The sequence below is a fragment of the Streptomyces xylophagus genome (assembly GCF_000716435.1).
Lineage (GTDB): Bacteria > Actinomycetota > Actinomycetes > Streptomycetales > Streptomycetaceae > Streptomyces > Streptomyces xylophagus.
In genome coordinates, this window is sequence record NZ_JNWO01000023.1 from 113,161 (window position 1) to 130,617 (window position 17,457).

At 69.7% G+C, this 17,457-nt stretch carries 19 protein-coding genes and 3 tRNA genes; 18 read left to right on the plus strand and 4 right to left on the minus strand.

Going from position 1 to position 17,457, the window contains the following annotated elements:
- The 7 genes from OO70_RS39175 (at window position 1) to OO70_RS39205 (ending at window position 6,862) form a co-directional block, all read left to right on the plus strand.
- Window positions 1-1,575 (plus strand): complex I subunit 4 family protein, encoded by a 1,575-nt coding sequence (locus tag OO70_RS39175; RefSeq protein ID WP_043682705.1) that lies wholly within the window; start codon window positions 1-3, stop codon window positions 1,573-1,575.
- Window positions 1,572-3,095, plus strand: coding sequence for an NADH-quinone oxidoreductase subunit N (locus OO70_RS39180; protein ID WP_043682707.1), 1,524 nt, complete (start codon window positions 1,572-1,574; stop codon window positions 3,093-3,095). Before OO70_RS39175 ends, OO70_RS39180 begins: the two co-directional genes overlap by 4 nt.
- A gap of 189 nt (window positions 3,096-3,284) precedes the next feature.
- Complete coding sequence (gene htpX, locus OO70_RS39185) at window positions 3,285-4,148, plus strand: zinc metalloprotease HtpX (RefSeq protein ID WP_043682714.1); 864 nt, start codon at window positions 3,285-3,287, stop codon at window positions 4,146-4,148.
- Entirely contained in the window at window positions 4,145-4,537 is a 393-nt protein-coding gene (locus OO70_RS39190; protein ID WP_043682718.1) for a YccF domain-containing protein, read from the plus strand. Before htpX ends, OO70_RS39190 begins: the two co-directional genes overlap by 4 nt.
- A gap of 12 nt (window positions 4,538-4,549) precedes the next feature.
- Window positions 4,550-5,707: a barstar family protein gene (locus tag OO70_RS39195; protein ID WP_043682721.1), complete on the plus strand. Its 1,158-nt coding sequence runs from the start codon at window positions 4,550-4,552 to the stop codon at window positions 5,705-5,707.
- A 119-nt stretch (window positions 5,708-5,826) separates the two neighbouring features.
- A complete protein-coding gene (locus OO70_RS39200) occupies window positions 5,827-6,393 on the plus strand; it encodes an SMI1/KNR4 family protein (protein ID WP_043682724.1) in 567 nt (188 codons plus the stop codon).
- A 202-nt stretch (window positions 6,394-6,595) separates the two neighbouring features.
- Window positions 6,596-6,862, plus strand: coding sequence for a GlsB/YeaQ/YmgE family stress response membrane protein (locus OO70_RS39205; protein ID WP_043682727.1), 267 nt, complete (start codon window positions 6,596-6,598; stop codon window positions 6,860-6,862).
- A gap of 128 nt (window positions 6,863-6,990) precedes the next feature.
- Here the strand turns inward: OO70_RS39205 and OO70_RS39210 are convergent, their stop codons facing one another.
- Window positions 6,991-7,479 carry a YajQ family cyclic di-GMP-binding protein gene (locus OO70_RS39210; protein ID WP_043682730.1) on the minus strand — a complete coding sequence of 163 codons (489 nt, stop codon included), beginning with the start codon at window positions 7,477-7,479 and terminating at the stop codon, window positions 6,991-6,993.
- Between the two features lie 234 nt (window positions 7,480-7,713).
- Here OO70_RS39210 and OO70_RS39215 point away from each other — a divergent pair.
- The 3 genes from OO70_RS39215 (at window position 7,714) to OO70_RS39225 (ending at window position 9,128) form a co-directional block, all read left to right on the plus strand.
- Window positions 7,714-7,795 (plus strand) — tRNA-Tyr (locus tag OO70_RS39215).
- 251 nt (window positions 7,796-8,046) lie between these two features.
- Window positions 8,047-8,868, plus strand: a complete 822-nt coding sequence (locus tag OO70_RS39220; protein ID WP_051742026.1) for a polysaccharide lyase family 7 protein — start codon at window positions 8,047-8,049, stop codon at window positions 8,866-8,868.
- A gap of 47 nt (window positions 8,869-8,915) precedes the next feature.
- Window positions 8,916-9,128: a hypothetical protein gene (locus OO70_RS39225; protein WP_043682733.1), complete on the plus strand. Its 213-nt coding sequence runs from the start codon at window positions 8,916-8,918 to the stop codon at window positions 9,126-9,128.
- A gap of 70 nt (window positions 9,129-9,198) precedes the next feature.
- On the opposite strand, the gene OO70_RS39230 is transcribed toward OO70_RS39225, so the two are convergent.
- Complete coding sequence (locus OO70_RS39230) at window positions 9,199-9,855, minus strand: NAD(P)H-binding protein (protein ID WP_043682880.1); 657 nt, start codon at window positions 9,853-9,855, stop codon at window positions 9,199-9,201.
- A 143-nt stretch (window positions 9,856-9,998) separates the two neighbouring features.
- A complete protein-coding gene (locus OO70_RS39235; protein WP_043682736.1) occupies window positions 9,999-11,276 on the minus strand; it encodes an amidohydrolase family protein in 1,278 nt (425 codons plus the stop codon).
- Window positions 11,277-11,544: 268 nt separating this feature from the next.
- On the opposite strand from OO70_RS39235, the gene OO70_RS39240 reads away from it, so the two are divergent.
- From OO70_RS39240 to OO70_RS39275, 8 genes are all read left to right on the plus strand, one after another.
- Window positions 11,545-11,617, plus strand: a tRNA-Thr gene (locus tag OO70_RS39240).
- A gap of 46 nt (window positions 11,618-11,663) precedes the next feature.
- Window positions 11,664-11,736: transfer RNA gene (locus tag OO70_RS39245), tRNA-Met, on the plus strand.
- Between the two features lie 88 nt (window positions 11,737-11,824).
- Window positions 11,825-11,989 (plus strand): 50S ribosomal protein L33, encoded by a 165-nt coding sequence (rpmG, locus tag OO70_RS39250; protein WP_003948671.1) that lies wholly within the window; start codon window positions 11,825-11,827, stop codon window positions 11,987-11,989.
- A gap of 91 nt (window positions 11,990-12,080) precedes the next feature.
- Window positions 12,081-12,533, plus strand: coding sequence for a MaoC family dehydratase N-terminal domain-containing protein (locus OO70_RS39255; RefSeq protein WP_043682739.1), 453 nt, complete (start codon window positions 12,081-12,083; stop codon window positions 12,531-12,533).
- Between the two features lies 1 nt (window position 12,534).
- Complete coding sequence (locus OO70_RS39260) at window positions 12,535-12,963, plus strand: MaoC family dehydratase (protein WP_043682742.1); 429 nt, start codon at window positions 12,535-12,537, stop codon at window positions 12,961-12,963.
- A gap of 204 nt (window positions 12,964-13,167) precedes the next feature.
- Window positions 13,168-13,740: a TetR/AcrR family transcriptional regulator gene (locus OO70_RS39265; RefSeq protein ID WP_043682744.1), complete on the plus strand. Its 573-nt coding sequence runs from the start codon at window positions 13,168-13,170 to the stop codon at window positions 13,738-13,740.
- A 94-nt stretch (window positions 13,741-13,834) separates the two neighbouring features.
- Complete coding sequence (locus tag OO70_RS39270; RefSeq protein WP_043682746.1) at window positions 13,835-15,307, plus strand: DHA2 family efflux MFS transporter permease subunit; 1,473 nt, start codon at window positions 13,835-13,837, stop codon at window positions 15,305-15,307.
- Window positions 15,308-15,671: 364 nt separating this feature from the next.
- A complete protein-coding gene (locus tag OO70_RS39275) occupies window positions 15,672-16,727 on the plus strand; it encodes a UDP-N-acetylmuramate dehydrogenase (RefSeq protein WP_043682748.1) in 1,056 nt (351 codons plus the stop codon).
- Window positions 16,728-16,746: 19 nt separating this feature from the next.
- On the opposite strand, the gene OO70_RS39280 is transcribed toward OO70_RS39275, so the two are convergent.
- The gene (locus tag OO70_RS39280) at window positions 16,747-17,379 is read right to left on the minus strand and encodes an NAD(P)-dependent oxidoreductase (RefSeq protein WP_043682750.1); all 633 of its coding nucleotides are present in this window, start codon (window positions 17,377-17,379) and stop codon (window positions 16,747-16,749) included.
- Window positions 17,380-17,457 lie beyond the last annotated feature (78 nt).

Here is a 17,457-nt window from a genome sequence, read left to right on the forward strand (position 1 = left end):
GTGATCGATATCAACGAGTCCGTGATGCAGGTCCTTCTGGCATTCGTCGTCGTCGGCCCGCTCCTCGGCGCCGTCGCCGCCCTGCTGCCCGCCCCGCCCGGGCTGAAGGGGAAGTCGCCCGAGCAGGCCGTACTAAGGCACGGCGTCACCGTGACCGGCGTGATCCTCATCGCCGCGATCGTCCTCGCGCTCGGCTTCGACCACGACCATCCGTCGAAGATGCAGGCCACGACCGACATCAGCTGGATCCCCGCACTCGACGTGCGCATCCACCTCGGCATCGACGGCATCTCCCTCCCCCTCCTGGTCCTGACCGCGCTGCTGACCTTCCTCTGCGCGCTCTACTCCTACTTCAAGATGCCTACGGGCCCGTCCCCGAAGGCATTCGTCGCCCTGATCCTCGTCCTGGAGTCCGGCACCCTCGCCACCTTCGCCGTCCTCGACCTGATCCTCTTCTTCCTCGCCTTCGAGACCGTCCTCATCCCGATGTACTTCCTCATCGCCCGCTGGGGCGGCGCCCAACGGACCCGGGCCGCCTGGAAGTTCATCCTCTTCGCACTGCTCGGTTCCGTCGTCATGCTGCTCGGCCTGCTCCTGATCGGAATCAAGGCGGGCACATTCGACATGGTGGCACTCGCCACTGACAACGGCCGGTCGCTGACCACATCCGTGCAGGTCATCGCCGTTCTGGCGATCGGGATCGGGCTCGCGGTGAAGACGCCGATGTGGCCGCTGCACAGCTGGCTGCCCGACGCCCACACCGCCGCCCCGACCGTCGGCTCGGTCCTGCTGGCCGGCGTCCTGCTGAAGATGGGCACGTACGGGTTCGTCCGCATCCTGCTGCCGATCGCCCCCGACGGCATGCACACCTTCGCGCCCTACCTTGCCGCCTTCGCCGTCGTCGGGATCATCTACGGCTCCCTGGCCTGCCTCGCCCTCGCCAGACAGGGCGCGAAGGGCGATCTCAAGCGCCTCATCGCCTACTCCTCCGTCGGCCACATGGGCTTCGTCCTGCTCGGCATCTCGACGATGACCCCGACCGGCGTGAACGGCGCGCTGTTCGCCAACATCGCCCACGGCCTCATCACCGGCCTCCTCTTCTTCCTCGTCGGCGCCCTCAAGGACCGCACGGGCACCACCGACCTGGACACCCTCGCCGAAGGGACCGGCGCAGCCCTCTACGGCAAGGCCCCGCGCCTCGGCGGCCTGCTCGCCTTCGCCGCCGTCGCCTCGCTCGGACTGCCCGGACTCGCCGGATTCTGGGGCGAGATGCTGGCCCTGTTCGGCGCGTTCAAGCCCGCCGCCGACCTCAGCCGCCCCGCGTTCCTCACCTTCATGGCGATCGCGGCCTTCGGCACCCTGCTGACCGCCGCGTACATGCTCGCCGTGGTCCGCCGCGTCTGCATGGGCGCCGTGGCGCAGGAGACGCCGAAGCTCGCCGACGTCCAGACGTACGAGTTCGCGGCCTGGACCCCGCTCGTCGCCCTCACCGTCGCCGCCGGCCTGTGGCCGAAGGCACTCCTCGGCCTGACCGACCCGGCCGTGCAGCAGCTCCTCGCAGGAGGCACCCGATGAGCGCCCTGGCCCAGCCTCTCGCGGAGTCGATGGTCCAGTCCGTCGACTGGCTCGCGATCGCACCGCCCACGATCACGGCGGTCGTCGGCCTGGTGGTCCTCGTCGCCGACCTGTTCCTCCAGGAGGCCCGAAAAGCCCTCCTCGGCTGGGTGTCGGTCGCGGGCCTGGCCGCCTCAGCGCTCATGCTGCTGCCCCTCCTGGACGGCGACCGGGCCACCTTCTGCCTCACCGGCGACGCGACCGCCTGCAGCTATACGGCGGACCACTTCACCCTGGTCATCCAGTTCCTGGTCCTCGGCGGCGCCCTCGTGGCTGCCCTTCTGTCGATCACCACCCTGAAGGACGCCGACAAGGGACTCCCCGAAGGGGAGTACTGGTTCCTGCTGCTGTCCTCCGCCGCGGGCGCCGCCCTCCTGCCCGCCTCCCGCGACCTCGCGACCCTGATCGTCGCCCTGGAGGTCGCCTCCCTGCCCGCCTTCGCCCTCGTAGGCATCCGGCACGGCGACAAGAAGTCCGCCGAAGCGGCCCTCAAGTTCTTCCTGTCCTCGGTCACCGCGACCGCGGTCAGCCTGATGGGCGTCAGCTTCGTGTACGCCACCACGGGCACCCTGTACCTCACGCAGATCGCCGACCGCATCCAGCACGTGGACGGTCAGTTCCACACCCTCGCCCAGACCGGCGTCGTCCTCACCCTCATCGGCTTCGCCTTCAAGACGGCAGCCGTCCCCTTCCACTTCTGGGTACCGGACACCTACGTAGGAGCACCCCTCCCGATCGCCGCCTACTTGTCGGTCGTCGGCAAGGCGGTCGGCTTCTCCGGCCTGATCCTCGTCACCGTCGTCGCCTTCCCGTCGTACGCCGACGTATGGGGCCCGGCACTCGCCGCACTGGCCGCCCTCACCATGACGGTCGGCAACCTGGGCGCCCTGCGCCAACAGGCCACGCGCGCGTACAGCGCGGTACGACTGCTCGCCTGGTCCTCCGTCGGCCAGGCCGGCTACCTCCTCGTACCGATCGCCGCCGCCGCGTACTCCAAGGACGCCCAGAAGTCGATCGGCTCCACCGTCGCCTACGCCCTCATGTACGCGGCCGTGAACCTCGGCGCCTTCGCGGTGGCCGCCCTGGTGGGCCGTAGCAGAGCCCTCAACCGCATCAGCGACTATCGCGGCCTGTACGCGTCGAACCCCCTGGCCGCTCTGCTCCTGGCCTTCTTCCTGCTGTGCCTCGCCGGGCTGCCGCCGGGTGTCATCGGGCTCTTCGCGAAGGTCACCGTGTTCTCGGCGGCCGTCGACGCGGGTCTGGGCTGGCTGGCTGTCGTCATGGCCGTCAACGTGGTGATCGCGCTCTTCTACTACCTCCAGTGGACGGCCCTGCTGTTCCGCGTCCCCGAGGGCGAACACGACAAGCACCGCGTCCCCGCCCCCCTCACCGCAGCGCTCGCCCTGACCGGCGCCCTCGGAATCGCCCTCTCCGGAGCACCCCAACTGGTCCTGCGCTTCGCCGACACCGGACTCTTCTGAGCCACCGGCACATACCGCTGTCCTCACCCGGACGGCCCACCCCCGGCGCCGTACGCACAAGGGAACTAGAGCCCCCCGCCTGGCGTTGACCAGTACGGGAGGGTCCACTGGACGTGGCACCACGACACCAGTGGCATCAGAGATCAGCAAGCAAAGGGTTCCCCTGCTGCACGATTTGGAGGGCGTACCGTGCACCGCCGGCACAACGGGCTCAGGACCGCAGTTCTCCTCGGGGGACTGTCCGCACTCATCATCGTCATCGGCAGCTTCTTCGGCCGCACGGGCCTCGTCGTAGCCGTCGTGATCGCGTTGGGCACGAACGCGTACGCGTACTGGAACAGCGACAAACTGGCGCTACGCGCGATGCGCGCCCGCCCGGTGAGCGAGTTCGAGGCCCCGGCCCTGTACCGGATGGTCCGCGACCTCTCCACCCAGGCCCGCCAGCCCATGCCGCGCCTGTACATCTCGCCCACGGAGGCCCCCAACGCGTTCGCGACGGGCCGCAACCCGCGCAACGCCGCCGTGTGCTGCACGGAAGGCATCCTGCGCATCCTGGACGAGCGCGAGTTGCGCGGAGTCATCGGCCACGAACTCAGCCACGTCTACAACCGCGACATCCTGATCTCGTCGGTCGCCGGCGCCCTCGCCTCGGTGATCATGTTCCTGGTCAACTTCGCCTGGCTGATCCCGATCGGCCGCTCGAACGACGACGACGGCCCCGGCATCCTGGGCATGCTGATGATCATGATCCTGGGGCCCCTCGCGGCCAGCCTCATCCAGTTGGCCATCAGCCGCTCCAGGGAGTACGAGGCCGACGCGTCCGGTGCCCAGCTCACCGGAGACCCCCTCGCCCTCGCGAGCGCGCTGCGCAAGCTCGACGCCGGCACCAAGCAGCTTCCGCTGCCCCCGGAGCCCCGCATCGAGACCGCGAGCCACATGATGATCGCGAACCCCTTCCGCCCGGGCCAGGGACTCTCCAAGATGTTCTCGACACACCCGCCGATGGCGGAGCGCATCGCCCGGCTCGAGAAGATGGCAGGTCGCCCTCAGTGAAAACCATCCTGAACGTCATTTGGCTCGTCCTGAGCGGCTTCTGGCTGTTCCTCGGGTACCTCTTCGCGGGCGCGCTGCTGTGCATCACCATCATCGGCATCCCGTTCGGCATCGCCGCGTTCCGTATCGGTGTCTACGCCCTGTGGCCCTTCGGGTACACGACGGTCGAGCGCCGTGACGCGGGCGCGCCCTCCTGCGTCGGCAACGTCCTGTGGCTGATCCTCGCGGGCTGGTGGCTGGCCCTCGCGCACATCGTCACCGGCATCGCCATGTGCATCACGATCATCGGCATCCCGTTCGGCATCGCCAACTTCAAGCTGATCCCGGTCTCGCTGTTCCCCCTGGGCCGCGAAATCGTGCCCACGGACCAGCCGTTCGCCACCCGCTGACGGCGGGCAGTGGTGGGGGCGCCGAAGTACGTCCTGCTGTCGTACGACGAAGGGGCCGAGTCCACCGGCGAGCACGGCTACGAGCAGACCTGGGCCCTGTGCGAGGACGCCGATGACCTCTTCGCCGACCCGCCCCCACCCGTGCGGGAGACGTACGAACTGCTCGGCTGCGCACCCGAGGGCGAACTCCGCACGGCCCTCGCACGCGCGCGTGCCGACGGTTCGGCGCCGCTGGGCCGCCTCACCCTGGAGCCGCTCGGCAAGGCCGGCGGGGGAGAGGGCGAGTGGTGGCTGGAGGAGGTACGCGTCGTCGCCGACCGCCCTTGCGCGCGTGACCTGTCGTTGAGGGACGTCACCGTCGAGGGCGTACCGTCGGACGACAACCTCTACGACTACCCGCAGTGCCCGCCACTCTCCCCGGGCTACCGGTTGCTGGGCCCGGACGGCGAACCATGGGGCGGCTGCCGGGACTTGGCCCACGTCCAGGAGGACCGCCCCGATCCGCTGGAGCCTCCCCTGCGCCTGTTGGGCTGCTCCCCGCGCGGTGCGCTACGTGCGGCGCTGGACGGCGGGGAAGAGGATCTCGGCCACGCCAAGGTGGTCCGTATCGATTCGTCCGGTCGGCCCGTGCAGCCCGCCGTCGAGGGCGAGTTACGGGCCTGGATCCCGTCCGCGCGCGGCCCGGGCCTGGTCGACCTCACCCTCGACCCATGGTCGGAACGACCGCCTCTCGCGGCCCGCCAGGTATGGGACCTGTGGGGTGAGGGCCGCCCCGCCGAGCCCGGCCGCTGGGCATGTTGCGCCGCCGACGGCCGACGGTTCTGGTTGGACACGGCCCTGGAGAACCACGCCCACACCACCCCGGACCGGCCGCCGGCCACCACCTACCACCTCGACGGCAGACACATCACCGACCCGCCCGGCTTCTTCTGCGCCCTCGGCGAGGCGGTCAACGGCCCCGCCGGATACTTCGGTTGGGGCCTGGATGCCCTGAACGACTGCCTGCGCGGCCGCTGGGGAGCCACCGCGCCCTTCACTCTCGTCTGGCACGACGCCGCCGTCGCCCGCACCAGCCTCGGCGTCACCCCGCACACCGGCCGGCGCCCACCGACGTTCGAGGAACTGCTCGCCTTCCTCGCCGAAAGGCATGTCGACGTCCGCCTGGCCTGACTGCTCGTCACCGCACCCCGCCCGCCACCCCACCAGGCCTACTGCCTGCAGTTTTTCCACAACCGCCGGGTTGTCCACAGGCCGGCCCGATTGTCAGTGGCGCGCGGCACCATGAAGCCATGACCGAGAACGAGCAGCGACTGCTGGCACGAGTGGCGACCGAAGCCCGCAACACCCGCCCATGGGGCTGGACTTCACTCCCCGCCCCCGTGGACGAGTCCACAGTGACCCGAGCCGAGGCCGCCCTCGGCTTCAGCCTGCCTCCGCTGCTCGCAGCGCTCTACTCACGCATCGGGGACGGCGGATTCGGCCCTGAGTACGGCCTGTTGCCCCTGCTCGACAACCCACCCGCCGGCGAGCCCGCCGCCGTTACGCAGTATCTCGCCAACCGCGCGAGCGGACGCGAGGACCCCGACTGGCCCTGGCCCGAGGGCGTCCTGCCGATATCCCACTGGGGCTGCGCGATGTACGCGTGCGTGGACTGTCGAACCCCGCAGGCCACGGTGCTGCTCTACGAGCCGAACGCCGACGAGGCGGACAACGCCTGGTACGTGGACGCGCCCAGCCTCGCCGAGTGGCTCCAGGGCTGGCTCGGCGGCACAGGTTGGTACGCGGACTGTGAAGGCGGCGCCGAGCCGAAGCCGTGGACCGACTTCCGTATACGCACGACGGCACAGGCGTCCTGAGCGCTCCCCGGCGCGAACGGCCTCCCCGGCGCCGGCTCGCGGATGCCTGCAACCACCACACGCATCCGCGGCGTCCTGTTCATCGACACGGCGGAACATGCAGCGACAGGCCGTGCGCAAGGACCTACGAACACAGCCTGTCCGGGCGGAATTCACAGCTCCGGTTCAGTGCAAGCACAGCGTGAAAGGGCAGGTTCGCGGCATGGGCATCATCAGCTGGATCATCCTGGGACTGTTGGCCGGAGCCATCGCCAAATTCCTGCTGCCGGGCCGCGACCCGGGCGGCTTCATCGGTACGACCATCATCGGCATCGCGGGGGCGTTCATCGGCGGCTGGATATCGGCCCGTTGGCTGGACCACCCCGTCGCCAAGAACTTCTACGACGGCGCCACCTGGGCCTCCGCGATAGGCGGCGCGCTCGTTCTCCTGATCGTCATCCGCATCCTGTTCGGCAACTCGCGCAACTAGCCAGGACCTCTCGGGCCGGACAGGTCCTGGCGCGCCCCCGTGCCGCAGCCAGCAGGCGAGAAGGGTGGGCACCGACGGGTGCCCACCCTTCCTCGTATCCGCGCGCGGCGGACGCGCGGAGCGCCGTTCTACCGGTAGTTCACGAACTGCAGGGCGAAGTCGAAGTCCTTGCCCTTGAGCAGGGCCTGCACGGCCTGCAGGTCGTCGCGGCTCTTCGAGCTGACCCGCAGCTCGTCGCCCTGCACCTGGGCCTTCACGCCCTTGGGACCCTCGTCACGAATGATCTTCGCCACCTTCTTCGCGTTGTCCTGGGAGATGCCCTCCTCGATCGACGCGAAGATCTTGTACTCCTTGCCGGAGAGCTGAGGCTCACCGGCGTCCAGCGCCTTCAGCGAGATGCCGCGCTTGATCAGCTTGGACTGGAAGACGTCGAGGATCGCCTTGACCCGCTCCTCGGAGTTCGCCTCCATGAGGATCTTCTCGGCGGACCACGAGATCGAGGCACCCACGCCCTTGAAGTCGTAGCGCTGCGAGATCTCCTTGGCGGCCTGGTTGAGGGCGTTGTCGACCTCCTGCCGCTCGACCTTCGAGACGATGTCGAAACTGGAGTCGGCCATGTCCTGTGGCTCCTTGTATCCGGGTGCGTATCGATGCGTGTCACTGCGTATCGGCGTGCGTGGGGACAGCCGCCGAGCCCGGTGTAGGCCCCGGGCCGCATCCGCATAAGCCTAGCCACCCCCTCCCCTCCGAGCGCCGATCTATCGGGTGGCGAAGCACCCCTGTGCATCGGGTATCGTTTACGTCGTTGCCACGGAGCGCCGCCGAAAAGCGGTTCGAGAGGCAGCGTCCCCGGCGGTGTGCCCGAGTGGCCAAAGGGAGCAGACTGTAAATCTGCCGGCTTAGCCTACCCAGGTTCGAACCCTGGCGCCGCCACGTGATCGAAAGGGTCTGCGATCAGCAGTAATGCTGATCGCAGACCCTTTCGCCGTTTCCGGGCACTCCCGAGGCATCCCACGGCCCATCCCAAGGCCCCCGCCCGCCCTGCCGCCAACCTTGACGTGCCCGTGCCACAGCCCTACTGTCGCGACATCGCGTTCATGTTGAAACACAAAGTTCATCTACGTGAACACATGTGAACGCTCATCGCCAACCGAGTCCAACGAGCAGACAGGAAGGCACCCCCCATGCGCATGCGTACGCTGCTCACCTCCCTGGCCACCGTCACCGCCGTCACCGGTGGGCTGGCCCTCGCCGCTCCGGCCGCGTCGGGCAGTACCAACGGCAGCAACACCACCCACGTCGTCGCCTCGCCCCTGGCGGATCCGACCGTCGCGCCCGGCGGGAACTTCGACCTGGGCGTGTGGCAGCTCCAGGAGCCGGTGGGTTCCCCCGGCTCGCCCACGACGATCTCGTCGGCCCGGCTCCAGGGGGCCAACGGGTTCCAGGACTCGTACTTCTACACGGACACCCGCGACGGCGCGATGACCTTCTGGGCGCCGGAGAAGGGCGTCACCACCCCGAACTCGAACTACGCCCGCTCCGAACTGCGGGAGATGAACCGCAGCGGTAGCGCCGCCGACTGGTCGCTCAGCGGAACGCACACGATGAAGGCGACGCTACGGGTCGTGTCCGTCACCTCGAACGTCTGCGTCGGCCAGATCCACCTCGGCACCGGAGGCACGTCCACCAAGCCGCTGCTGGAGCTGTACTACCGGTCGAGCGGCGACATCGTCCTCGGCACGGAGAACTCGCCCTCCGGAGGCCAGACCCTGCACACCGTCGGCAACGTGGCGGTCGGCAAGACGTGGAGCTACACCATCGGCGTCTCGGGCGGAAACACCATCAATCTGACGGTCAACGGGAGCACCACGCACTACGCCATACCGTCGTCGTTCAACGCCTACAAGCAGTACTTCAAGGCCGGTTCGTACAACCAGTCGTCCTCCGACAGCACCACCAAGGGCGCCCGGGTCGCCTTCTACGGGCTCACCGTCTCCCACAGCTGAGCGAGCCTCGACAGCCGACGCGGCCTGCGGCGGGGCAGACTGATCCCATGTCGTCACGCCGCAGAAACTGCCCCGAGTGCCGTCGCGAAATCGCCGTCGTGGCCGGACGGTTCGCGCGACACGACCCGCCCGGCGCGCGGGAGAGCGGGGAACTCGTGTCGTGCCCCGGGTCCCGTCGCCAGGCGGAACTCGGGGCGGCGCAGCCCGCGTTGGACGGATACGCGGTGCCGGAGTTCCCCGGCCAGATGCCCCTGTTCTAGGCGGTGGCAGCAGGCAGTGGCAGTAGGACGTTCCAGGCAGTGGCAGTAGGTCAACGCCCGGCGCGGAACCTCAGTTCCCCGCCACCGACTTCACCGCCACCGACACCGGCGCGGGCCCGCCGATCAGTTCGAGTGTCAGGCCGGCCGTCGCCGGCGTCTCCACCAACTCCGCGAGTACGGCGGCCACATCGTCGCGCGGGATCGCGCCACGGCCGGTGTGGGCCTCCAGCCGGACGAGACCGGTGCCGGCGTCGTTCGTGAGCGAACCGGGGCGCAGGATCGTCCAGTCCAGGGCGCCGAGACCGCGTACATACGCGTCCGCCTCGCCCTTGGCCCGCAGATACACGTCGAACACACCGTCCCCGGAGTGCGCCGGGTCCGCGCCCATCGAGGACACGACGACATGGCGCCGTACGCCCGCCAGGACCGCCGCGTCGGCGAACAGCACCGCCGAACCCCGGTCCACCGTGTCCTTGCGGGCCGTGCCGCTGTTCGGGCCCGCGCCCGCCGCGAAGACCGCCGCGTCCGCGCCCCGCAGCAGAGCCGCGACCTCCTCTACCGAGGCCGACTCCAGGTCGAGCACGAGCGGTTCGGCACCGGCCGCCCGTAGATCCTCGCTCTGTTCGGCGTTGCGGATGATGCCCGCGACCTCGTCACCGCGCGCGGCGAGCAGACGCTCCAGCCGCAGCGCGATCTGACCATGACCTCCAGCGATGACAATGCGCATGCCTTCGACCGTACGCCCGGACGGCCGCACGCGCCGCATGACTTCAGCCGCGTCCCAGCAGCACGCACCCACGGCGCACGCGCCGGGCGCGCGGACACGAGCCCCAGCGCCTCAGGCGTACGCCCCGGCGCAGGAACGGCGGCTCACGACAACTCGCCCCGTCCCTGCCGCGGCAGCCCCAACTCCGAGCCCGCCGCCGTGTTGCAGTACTCCCGTACCGCGCTCGTCCGTGCCACCACGCGCCCCCGGTGCACCACGATCCGGCTGTACGCCAGCGAGAGCGCACCCGCGAGCCGGTCGCCGCGCACCGCGAGCAGTTCGGCCGGAAATCCCGCCTCGACCCGTACCTCGGGCAGGCCGAGCGCCGCGCGTGCCGACGAACTCACCGTGTCGTACGCGTCCTCGGGCCGCATCCCGTGACGCGAGGCCAGCAGGTAGGCCGCCTCCAAGGGGTCCCCGCGGCCCACGGGGTTGGACACATCGCGGAGGGCGCCGCTGCCCGACGCCACCTGGACACCGGCGGAGCGCAGCAGTCGTACGGGAGCCGTGCCCCGGCGGTCGACGCCGCCGCAGCCGCCCTGCGGCAGGCACACCACCGTCACGCCGGCCGCCGCGAGTTGGTCCGCGATCCGCGTGACCGTGTCCGCAGGCAGCCGTCCCAGGCCGCCGCACGGGCCGAGCGTCACCCCGGGGCGCATCCCGCCCGCGACCGCCGCCAGCCGGGCGAGGCGGGTCGGGTCGGCTGCGTCCGTGTGCAGGTCCACCGGGCAGCCGTGCTCGGACGCGACCTCCAGGACCGCCTCCACGTACCCCGTCGGATCGGGGTCCAAATCTGGACAACCACCCACTACGGAGGCACCCATTTTCAGCGCGTCCCGAAGCATCGCGAGCCCGTCCGCCCCCGCCACCCCGGTCAGCAGCCGAGGCATCGCCACCGCCGACAACTCCGCCAGCCCCCGCAGCGCCCGCCGCGCCTGCAGTACGGCGGCCAACGCGCCCAGACCCTGAACGTCCCCCACGCGCACGTGTGCCCGCTGCGCGGTTGCCCCGTGCCCGAGTTGCAGAAGCGCGGCCTCCGTGGCGCGGCGCTGGACGTCGTCGGGGTCGTAGGAGACCGGTCCGCCCTTCTCGGCCGAGAGGGCGGTGTCACTGTGCGTGTGCGGCTCCGCCGGGGCCGGGAGGAGGAGGTAGCCGCTGAGGTCCACACGCGACCCGCACGCGCGCGTGGCGTCCGCCGCCAGGCTGCCGGCCGTGCCCACCGCCTCGATGCGCCCGCCGCCCAGCCGTACGTCCACGGTCCTGCCGTCGGTGAGCCGGGCTCCGCACAACAGGAGCGCGGCCGGGTCGACCGGTCCCGACGAGCCTGAGGAACCCGACGGACCAGACGACGAGTGGGACGGCTGGGGCTGGCTGTCGGGCATCGCGCTCCAGGGTCTCAGGGCTTCGCGGGCTCGGGGCTTCGGGGCTCAGTACTGGGGCTGCGCAAAGGGGCGCAAGATCACGCAGAGTGAGTCGAGCCTAGGGCGGTGATCCGCTCGCGGCGGGGAGGAGCGCAATAGTCGTACCGGTGTGGTCCGCCGTGCGGGAGGGGCTGGAGAGGCCTCTGGGAGGGCCGCGGAAGCGGCTGCGGCGGTGCCACGAAACGGATTTGGGTGAACGGCGGCGGAGCGTGTAATGTCTTCATCGCTCGCCCCAATAGCTCAGTCGGTAGAGCGTCTCCATGGTAAGGAGAAGGTCTACGGTTCGATTCCGTATTGGGGCTCTGGTGTGAGAGGTTCCTACCGCAAGGTGGGAACCGATCCCATCACAGCGGTGTAGCTCAGTCGGTAGAGCAAGCGGCTCATAATCGCTGTGTCACCGGTTCAAGTCCGGTCACCGCTACTGACAGTAGCCGATTGTGGGGTCGGTCCTTCGATCGGCTACTCTGTTATGCGTTCATAGTCCCATCCGTTCGTCAAGGAGCACTCCTGTGGCTGCCACCGACGTCCGCCCGAAGATCACGCTGGCCTGCGTGGAGTGCAAGGAGCGGAACTACATCACCAAGAAGAACCGGCGTAACAACCCGGACCGACTGGAGATGAAGAAGCACTGCCCGCGTTGCAATGCGCACACCGCGCATCGCGAAACGCGATAAGTATCAGGCTCGTACACGAGGCCGTCCCCGCACGTTGGGGGCGGCCTCGTGTCGTTTATCAGAAGAAGTAAGCATCAGGAGGTGCCGAGGCATGGCGCTCGACCAGTCCTTCGTGGGGCGGTCCTACCCGCCCACCGACCCCTATGAGGTGGGCCGGGAGAAGATCCGTGAGTTCGCGGAAGCGGTGGGGGACGCCAACCCGGCATACACGGACCCGGAGGCGGCCAAGGCGCTCGGCCACCCCGATGTGATCGCCCCGCCGACCTTCGTCTTCTCCATCACCTTCAAGGCCGCGGGACAGGTCGTCCAGGACCCGCAACTCGGCCTCGACTACAGCCGGGTCGTCCACGGCGACCAGAAGTTCGTCTACGTCCGCCCTGTGCGCGCCGGTGACCGCCTCACCGTCACCTCCACGATCGAGGCGATCAAGTCCATGGCGGGCAACGACATCCTGGACATCCGCGGCGAGGTCCACGACGAGGCGGGCGAGCACGTCGTGACCGCCCTGACCAAGCTCGTGGCCCGCGCGGCGGAGGAGAGCTGACATGACGGCGAAGATCGCCTACGACGACATCGAGGTCGGCACCGAGCTGCCGGCCCAGACCTTCCCCGTGACGCGGGCCGCCCTCGTCCAGTACGCGGGTGCCTCCGGGGACTTCAACCCGATCCACTGGAACGAGAAGTTCGCCAAGGACGTCGGCCTCCCGGACGTCATCGCGCACGGCATGTTCACCATGGCCGAGGCGATCCGCGTCGTCACCGACTGGGCCGGCGACCCGGGCGCGGTCGTCGAGTACGGCGTCCGCTTCACCAAGCCCGTCGTCGTCCCGAACGACGACCAGGGCGCGACCGTCGAGGTCAGCGCCAAGGTCGCGGCCAAGCTCGACGACAACACGGTCCGCGTCGACCTCGTGGCGACCAGCTCCGGGCAGAAGGTGCTGGGGATGTCACGAGCGGTCGTACGACTCGCGTGAACTGACGTAAGGGGTGTCCGCCATTGCGGGCGCCCCTTACGCGTAGGTCGGTCGCGCCGATTCGGTCACCGGCAGTGACGCCGTCCGGTATCGGAGCTGTCCCGCCTGTGCGTCGCATCACACGCGAAACGCCGCGCTACTCGCTGGAAGCCCGCCGCGCGCTTCCCCTTGACCTAGTTAGTGATTGAGTACTAACTTTCTCGCATGGTCAGGATGAGCGCAGAGGAGAGGCGCGAGAGCGTCATCCGCGCGGCGATCACCGAGTTCGCGCAGCGGGGGTACTACGGCACCTCCACCGAGGCGATCGCCAAGCGGGTCGGTGTCTCGCAGCCGTATCTCTTCCGGCTTTTCCCGGGCAAGAAGGCGATCTTCGCGGCGGCCTCGCTCAGGTGTGTCGAGGACGTGCGCCGGGTCGTGGAGGAGTCGTCCAAGGGGCTGGAGGGCGAAGAGGCCGTGCATGCCATGGCCGACGCCTACGTGCGGCTCATCACGGAGCATCCCGAGAAGCTTCTGATGCAGATGCAGACGTACATCACGGTGGCCGCCGCCGAGGCGGAGGGTGACCACGAGTTCGGCGAGGCCGTGCGCAAGGGCTGGATGAGGCTCTGGGACATCGTGCATGTGTCCATGGGGGCGGATGTGAACGAGACCGCGACCTTCATGGCACACGGAATGCTGATCAACACCCTTGTGGCCATGGGTTTCCCGCCCGAGCACAGGGTCTGGGAGGGGATGTACCCCGAGGCCCGTGTCACCGGTCGGCTGGAGAAGTCGTAGTGGTTGGCAAGGGGCGGATTCTGTGCCTCTTCATGAGCGTCAAAGTTAGTCATCGATAACTAATCATTGATAGCGATCACCCACTGGGGGAGCGATGTCAGAACAGACCGCACCGCGCGGGGGCATGGTCTGGGCCCTCGTCATCACCAGCGTCGCCGGATTCATGGCGGCCCTCGACAACCTCGTCGTCACCACCGCCCTGCCGTCCATCCGCAAGGACCTCGGGGGAGCGCTGGGCGACCTGGAATGGACCGTGAGCGCCTACACGCTCACCTTCGCCGTCCTGCTGATGTTCGGCGCGGCGCTCGGCGACCGGTTCGGCCGCCGCCGGCTCTTCCTCGTCGGCATCACCATATTCACCGGCGCCTCGGCCGCCGCGGCCATGGCGCCCGGAATCGATTCCCTGATCGCCGCCCGCGCGGTCCAGGGTGTCGGAGCGGCGATCATGATGCCGCTGACACTGACCCTGCTGACGGCGGCCGTACCCGCCGCCAAGCGCGGGATGGCGTTCGGCATCTGGGGCGCCGTGAACGGACTCGCCGTCGCCTCCGGACCGCTGATCGGCGGCAGCCTCACCGAGCACATCTCCTGGCACTGGATCTTCTGGCTGAACGTCCCGCTCGGCCTGGCCCTGCTGCCGCTCGCCCGCCTCCGCCTGTCCGAGTCGCACGGCACCGGCGCCCCGCTCGACATCCCCGGCACCCTGCTCGCCAGCGGCGGCCTCTTCGGCATCGTCTACGGCCTGGTCCGCGGGCCCGCCGACGGGTGGACCAGCTCGCTCGTCCTCACCGGGCTGTTCGCGGGGAGCGCGCTGTTCGCAGGCTTCATCCTCTACAGCGTCAACGCCAAGAACCCCATGCTCCCGATGCGCCTGTTCCGCTCCCGCGCCTTCTCCGGGATCAACGCGGCGAGCCTGCTGATGTTCCTCGGGATGTTCGGTTCGATCTTCCTGCTCAGCCAGTACATGCAGGGCGTCCTCGGCTACTCGCCCACCGAGGCGGGCCTGCGGATGCTCCCCTGGACCGGCATGCCGATGCTCGTCGCCCCCATCGCCGGCATCCTCTCCGACCGCATCGGCGGCCGCCCGGTCGTCGCCGCCGGCCTCTTCCTGCAGGCGGCAGGCCTCGGCTACATGTCCTACGTCGTCACCACCGATGTCTCCTACGCCGCTCAGCTGCCCGGCCTGATCCTCAGCGGCATCGGCATGGCCCTGTTCTTCGCGCCGGCCTCCAACCTGGTCATGTCCAGCGTCCGCCCGCAGGAACAGGGCATCGCCTCCGGCGCCAACAACGCGCTCCGTGAGGTCGGCGGCGCCCTCGGTATCGCCATCATGGCGTCCATCTTCTCGGCCCAGGGCGGCTACCAGACCGCCCAGACCTTCGTCGACGGCCTCAAGCCCGCACTGGTCACCGGCGCGGCGGTGGTCGCCCTCGCCGGGGTCGCGACGCTCCTGATCCCGACGAGGCGCCGGGCGGCGGAGCTCGCGGCGGTGGCCGAGTCGACGGGGGATGCGGAGTCCTCCGGAGGTTCCGAGTCGGACTCGGTGCTGGAGGCTGCGAGCCGCTGAGCCGAACATGCGGCGCGCACGCGTGGGGTCCCGCCATCGTTGGTGGGGCCCCACGCGCGTGTGCGGCTTCGTCAGTGGTGGACGTCCGCTCGGGGTGGACGTCGATCGAGCGGGGCGGGCGGGGTGGTGCGGCGCGAGATGGGCCATGGCGGGCGTTCGATGTCGAGAGCACGGGCGGCGCCCACCGAGTGTGCGTTGTGGGGTACGCGTCCGGCACGGAGCACGCGTCCGGCGCAGGGCGCCGCCTACCGCGCGTGGGGTACGGATACGCGCGGCGCCGGTTACCGCGCCCCGCGCCGTAAGACCACCGCACCGCACCCCGCCCCGCCCGGCGTTGTCAGTCCCGTCTCGTAGTCTTGGCCCCGTGCAGGAACTCCACGACGCTCCCCTCGCCCCGCTCACCACCTTCCGGTTGGGTGGGCCCGCCGCCCGGCTGATCACCGCGAGCACCGATGCCGAGGTGATCGAGGCTGTGCGGGAGGCCGATGACGCCGGGACGGCGTTGTTGGTGATCGGGGGCGGGTCGAACCTGGTCATCGGGGACAAGGGGTTCGAGGGCACCGCCCTGCGGATCGCCACGCGCGGCTGCGAACTCGACGGCACGCGGCTGGAGTTGGCGGCCGGTGAGGTGTGGACCGATGCCGTCGCCCGGACCGTGGAGGCCGGGCTCGCCGGGATCGAGTGCCTCGCCGGGATTCCCGGATCGGCGGGCGCGACGCCGATCCAGAACGTGGGGGCGTACGGCCAGGAGGTCTCCACCACCATCACCGAGGTGCTCGCCTACGACCGCACGACCCGCGAGACGGTCACCCTCACCAACGAGGAGTGCGCCTTCTCGTACCGGCACAGCCGCTTCAAGGCCGACCCCGAGCGCTATGTCGTGCTGCGTGTCCGGTTCGAGCTGGAGGACGCGGACGGGCTGTCGGCGCCGGTCAAGTACGCCGAGACGGCCCGTGTCCTCGGTGTCGAGCCCGGTGACCGGGTGCCGCTGGCGAAGGCCCGTGAGACCGTGCTCGCGCTGCGTGCCGGCAAGGGCATGGTCCTGGACCCCGAGGACCACGACACCTGGTCGGCCGGTTCCTTCTTCACCAACCCGATCCTCACCGACGAGCAGTTCACCGCCTTCCACGCGCGCGTGCGGGAGCGTCTCGGCGAGGGCACGGAGCCGCCCGCGTACCCGGCGGGGGAGGGCCACACCAAGACCTCCGCCGCCTGGCTGATCGACAAGGCGGGCTTCACCAAGGGGTACGGCAGCGGGCCCGCCCGCATCTCCACCAAGCACACCCTCGCCCTCACCAACCGCGGCGAGGCGACCACCGAGGACCTGCTCACCCTGGCGCGCGAAGTCGTCGCCGGCGTCCACGACACCTTCGGGGTCACCCTGGTCAACGAGCCGGTGACGGTCGGCGTCAGCCTCTGACGGCGCACTCCGGAGGGGCTCAATAGGCCACCCCCACCCCCTGCTTCACCGTCCGGGGATCGTCGGTCATCGCCAGCATCGCGTGGGCGACATCGGCCCGCGCGATGAACCGGCCCTTCTCGGGGAAGCCGCCCACGACCGTGCGGTACGTGCCGGTCACCGGGTTGTTCTGCAGGCGTGGCGGGCGGACCGATGTCCAGTCGGTCGCGCTGCGCGCCAGTTCCGCCTCCATCTCCCGCAGGTCGGCGTACACGTCCTTCAGGAGCGCCGAGATCAGCCCGCGCGCGGTGCGGTCGAGGAGCCCGGCGCCCTCCGCGTCCGGGCCGACCGGACCGGCGCTCACCACCAGCACCCGGCGCACCCCCTCCGCCTCCATGGCGGCCAGAACCGTCCGCGTGAGCCGGGTCGCGACCCCCGCGTCCTTGCGGCTGCGGGCACCGAGCCCGGAAAGGACCGCGTCCCGGCCCGCGACCGCGGGACGCAACGCCTCCGGGTCGGTGAGGTCCGCGCGGAACACCTCCAGACCCTCGCCCCGCACGGTCAGCCGCGCCGGATCGCGTACGACCGCTGTGACCTGATGGCCCGAGGCCAGCGCCTGGCGGACGATCTCCTGGCCGATGCCTCCTGTGGCACCGAAGACAGTGAGTTCCATGGCCTACTCCTACGCCTCTCGCGGGGTGGGTGAGCGTTTACTCACCCCTTCCTCCCTCTAGAGTGAGTAAGTACTCAC

Bases quoted from the DNA above. Each gene is read 5' to 3' on its own strand.
- OO70_RS39255 (WP_043682739.1), top strand. From the start codon at position 12,081: ATGGCGCTCGACCAGTCCTTCGTGGGGCGGTCCTACCCGCCCACCGAC.
- OO70_RS39260 (WP_043682742.1), top strand. From the start codon at position 12,535: ATGACGGCGAAGATCGCCTACGACGACATCGAGGTCGGCACCGAGCTG.
- OO70_RS39180 (WP_043682707.1), top strand. From the start codon at position 1,572: ATGAGCGCCCTGGCCCAGCCTCTCGCGGAGTCGATGGTCCAGTCCGTC.
- OO70_RS39230 (WP_043682880.1), bottom strand. From the start codon at position 9,855: ATGCGCATTGTCATCGCTGGAGGTCATGGTCAGATCGCGCTGCGGCTG.
- OO70_RS39200 (WP_043682724.1), top strand. From the start codon at position 5,827: ATGACCGAGAACGAGCAGCGACTGCTGGCACGAGTGGCGACCGAAGCC.
- OO70_RS39235 (WP_043682736.1), bottom strand. From the start codon at position 11,276: ATGCCCGACAGCCAGCCCCAGCCGTCCCACTCGTCGTCTGGTCCGTCG.
- OO70_RS39265 (WP_043682744.1), top strand. From the start codon at position 13,168: ATGGTCAGGATGAGCGCAGAGGAGAGGCGCGAGAGCGTCATCCGCGCG.
- OO70_RS39270 (WP_043682746.1), top strand. From the start codon at position 13,835: ATGTCAGAACAGACCGCACCGCGCGGGGGCATGGTCTGGGCCCTCGTC.
- OO70_RS39225 (WP_043682733.1), top strand. From the start codon at position 8,916: ATGTCGTCACGCCGCAGAAACTGCCCCGAGTGCCGTCGCGAAATCGCC.
- OO70_RS39210 (WP_043682730.1), bottom strand. From the start codon at position 7,479: ATGGCCGACTCCAGTTTCGACATCGTCTCGAAGGTCGAGCGGCAGGAG.
- OO70_RS39220 (WP_051742026.1), top strand. From the start codon at position 8,047: ATGCGCATGCGTACGCTGCTCACCTCCCTGGCCACCGTCACCGCCGTC.
- OO70_RS39280 (WP_043682750.1), bottom strand. From the start codon at position 17,379: ATGGAACTCACTGTCTTCGGTGCCACAGGAGGCATCGGCCAGGAGATC.
- OO70_RS39205 (WP_043682727.1), top strand. From the start codon at position 6,596: ATGGGCATCATCAGCTGGATCATCCTGGGACTGTTGGCCGGAGCCATC.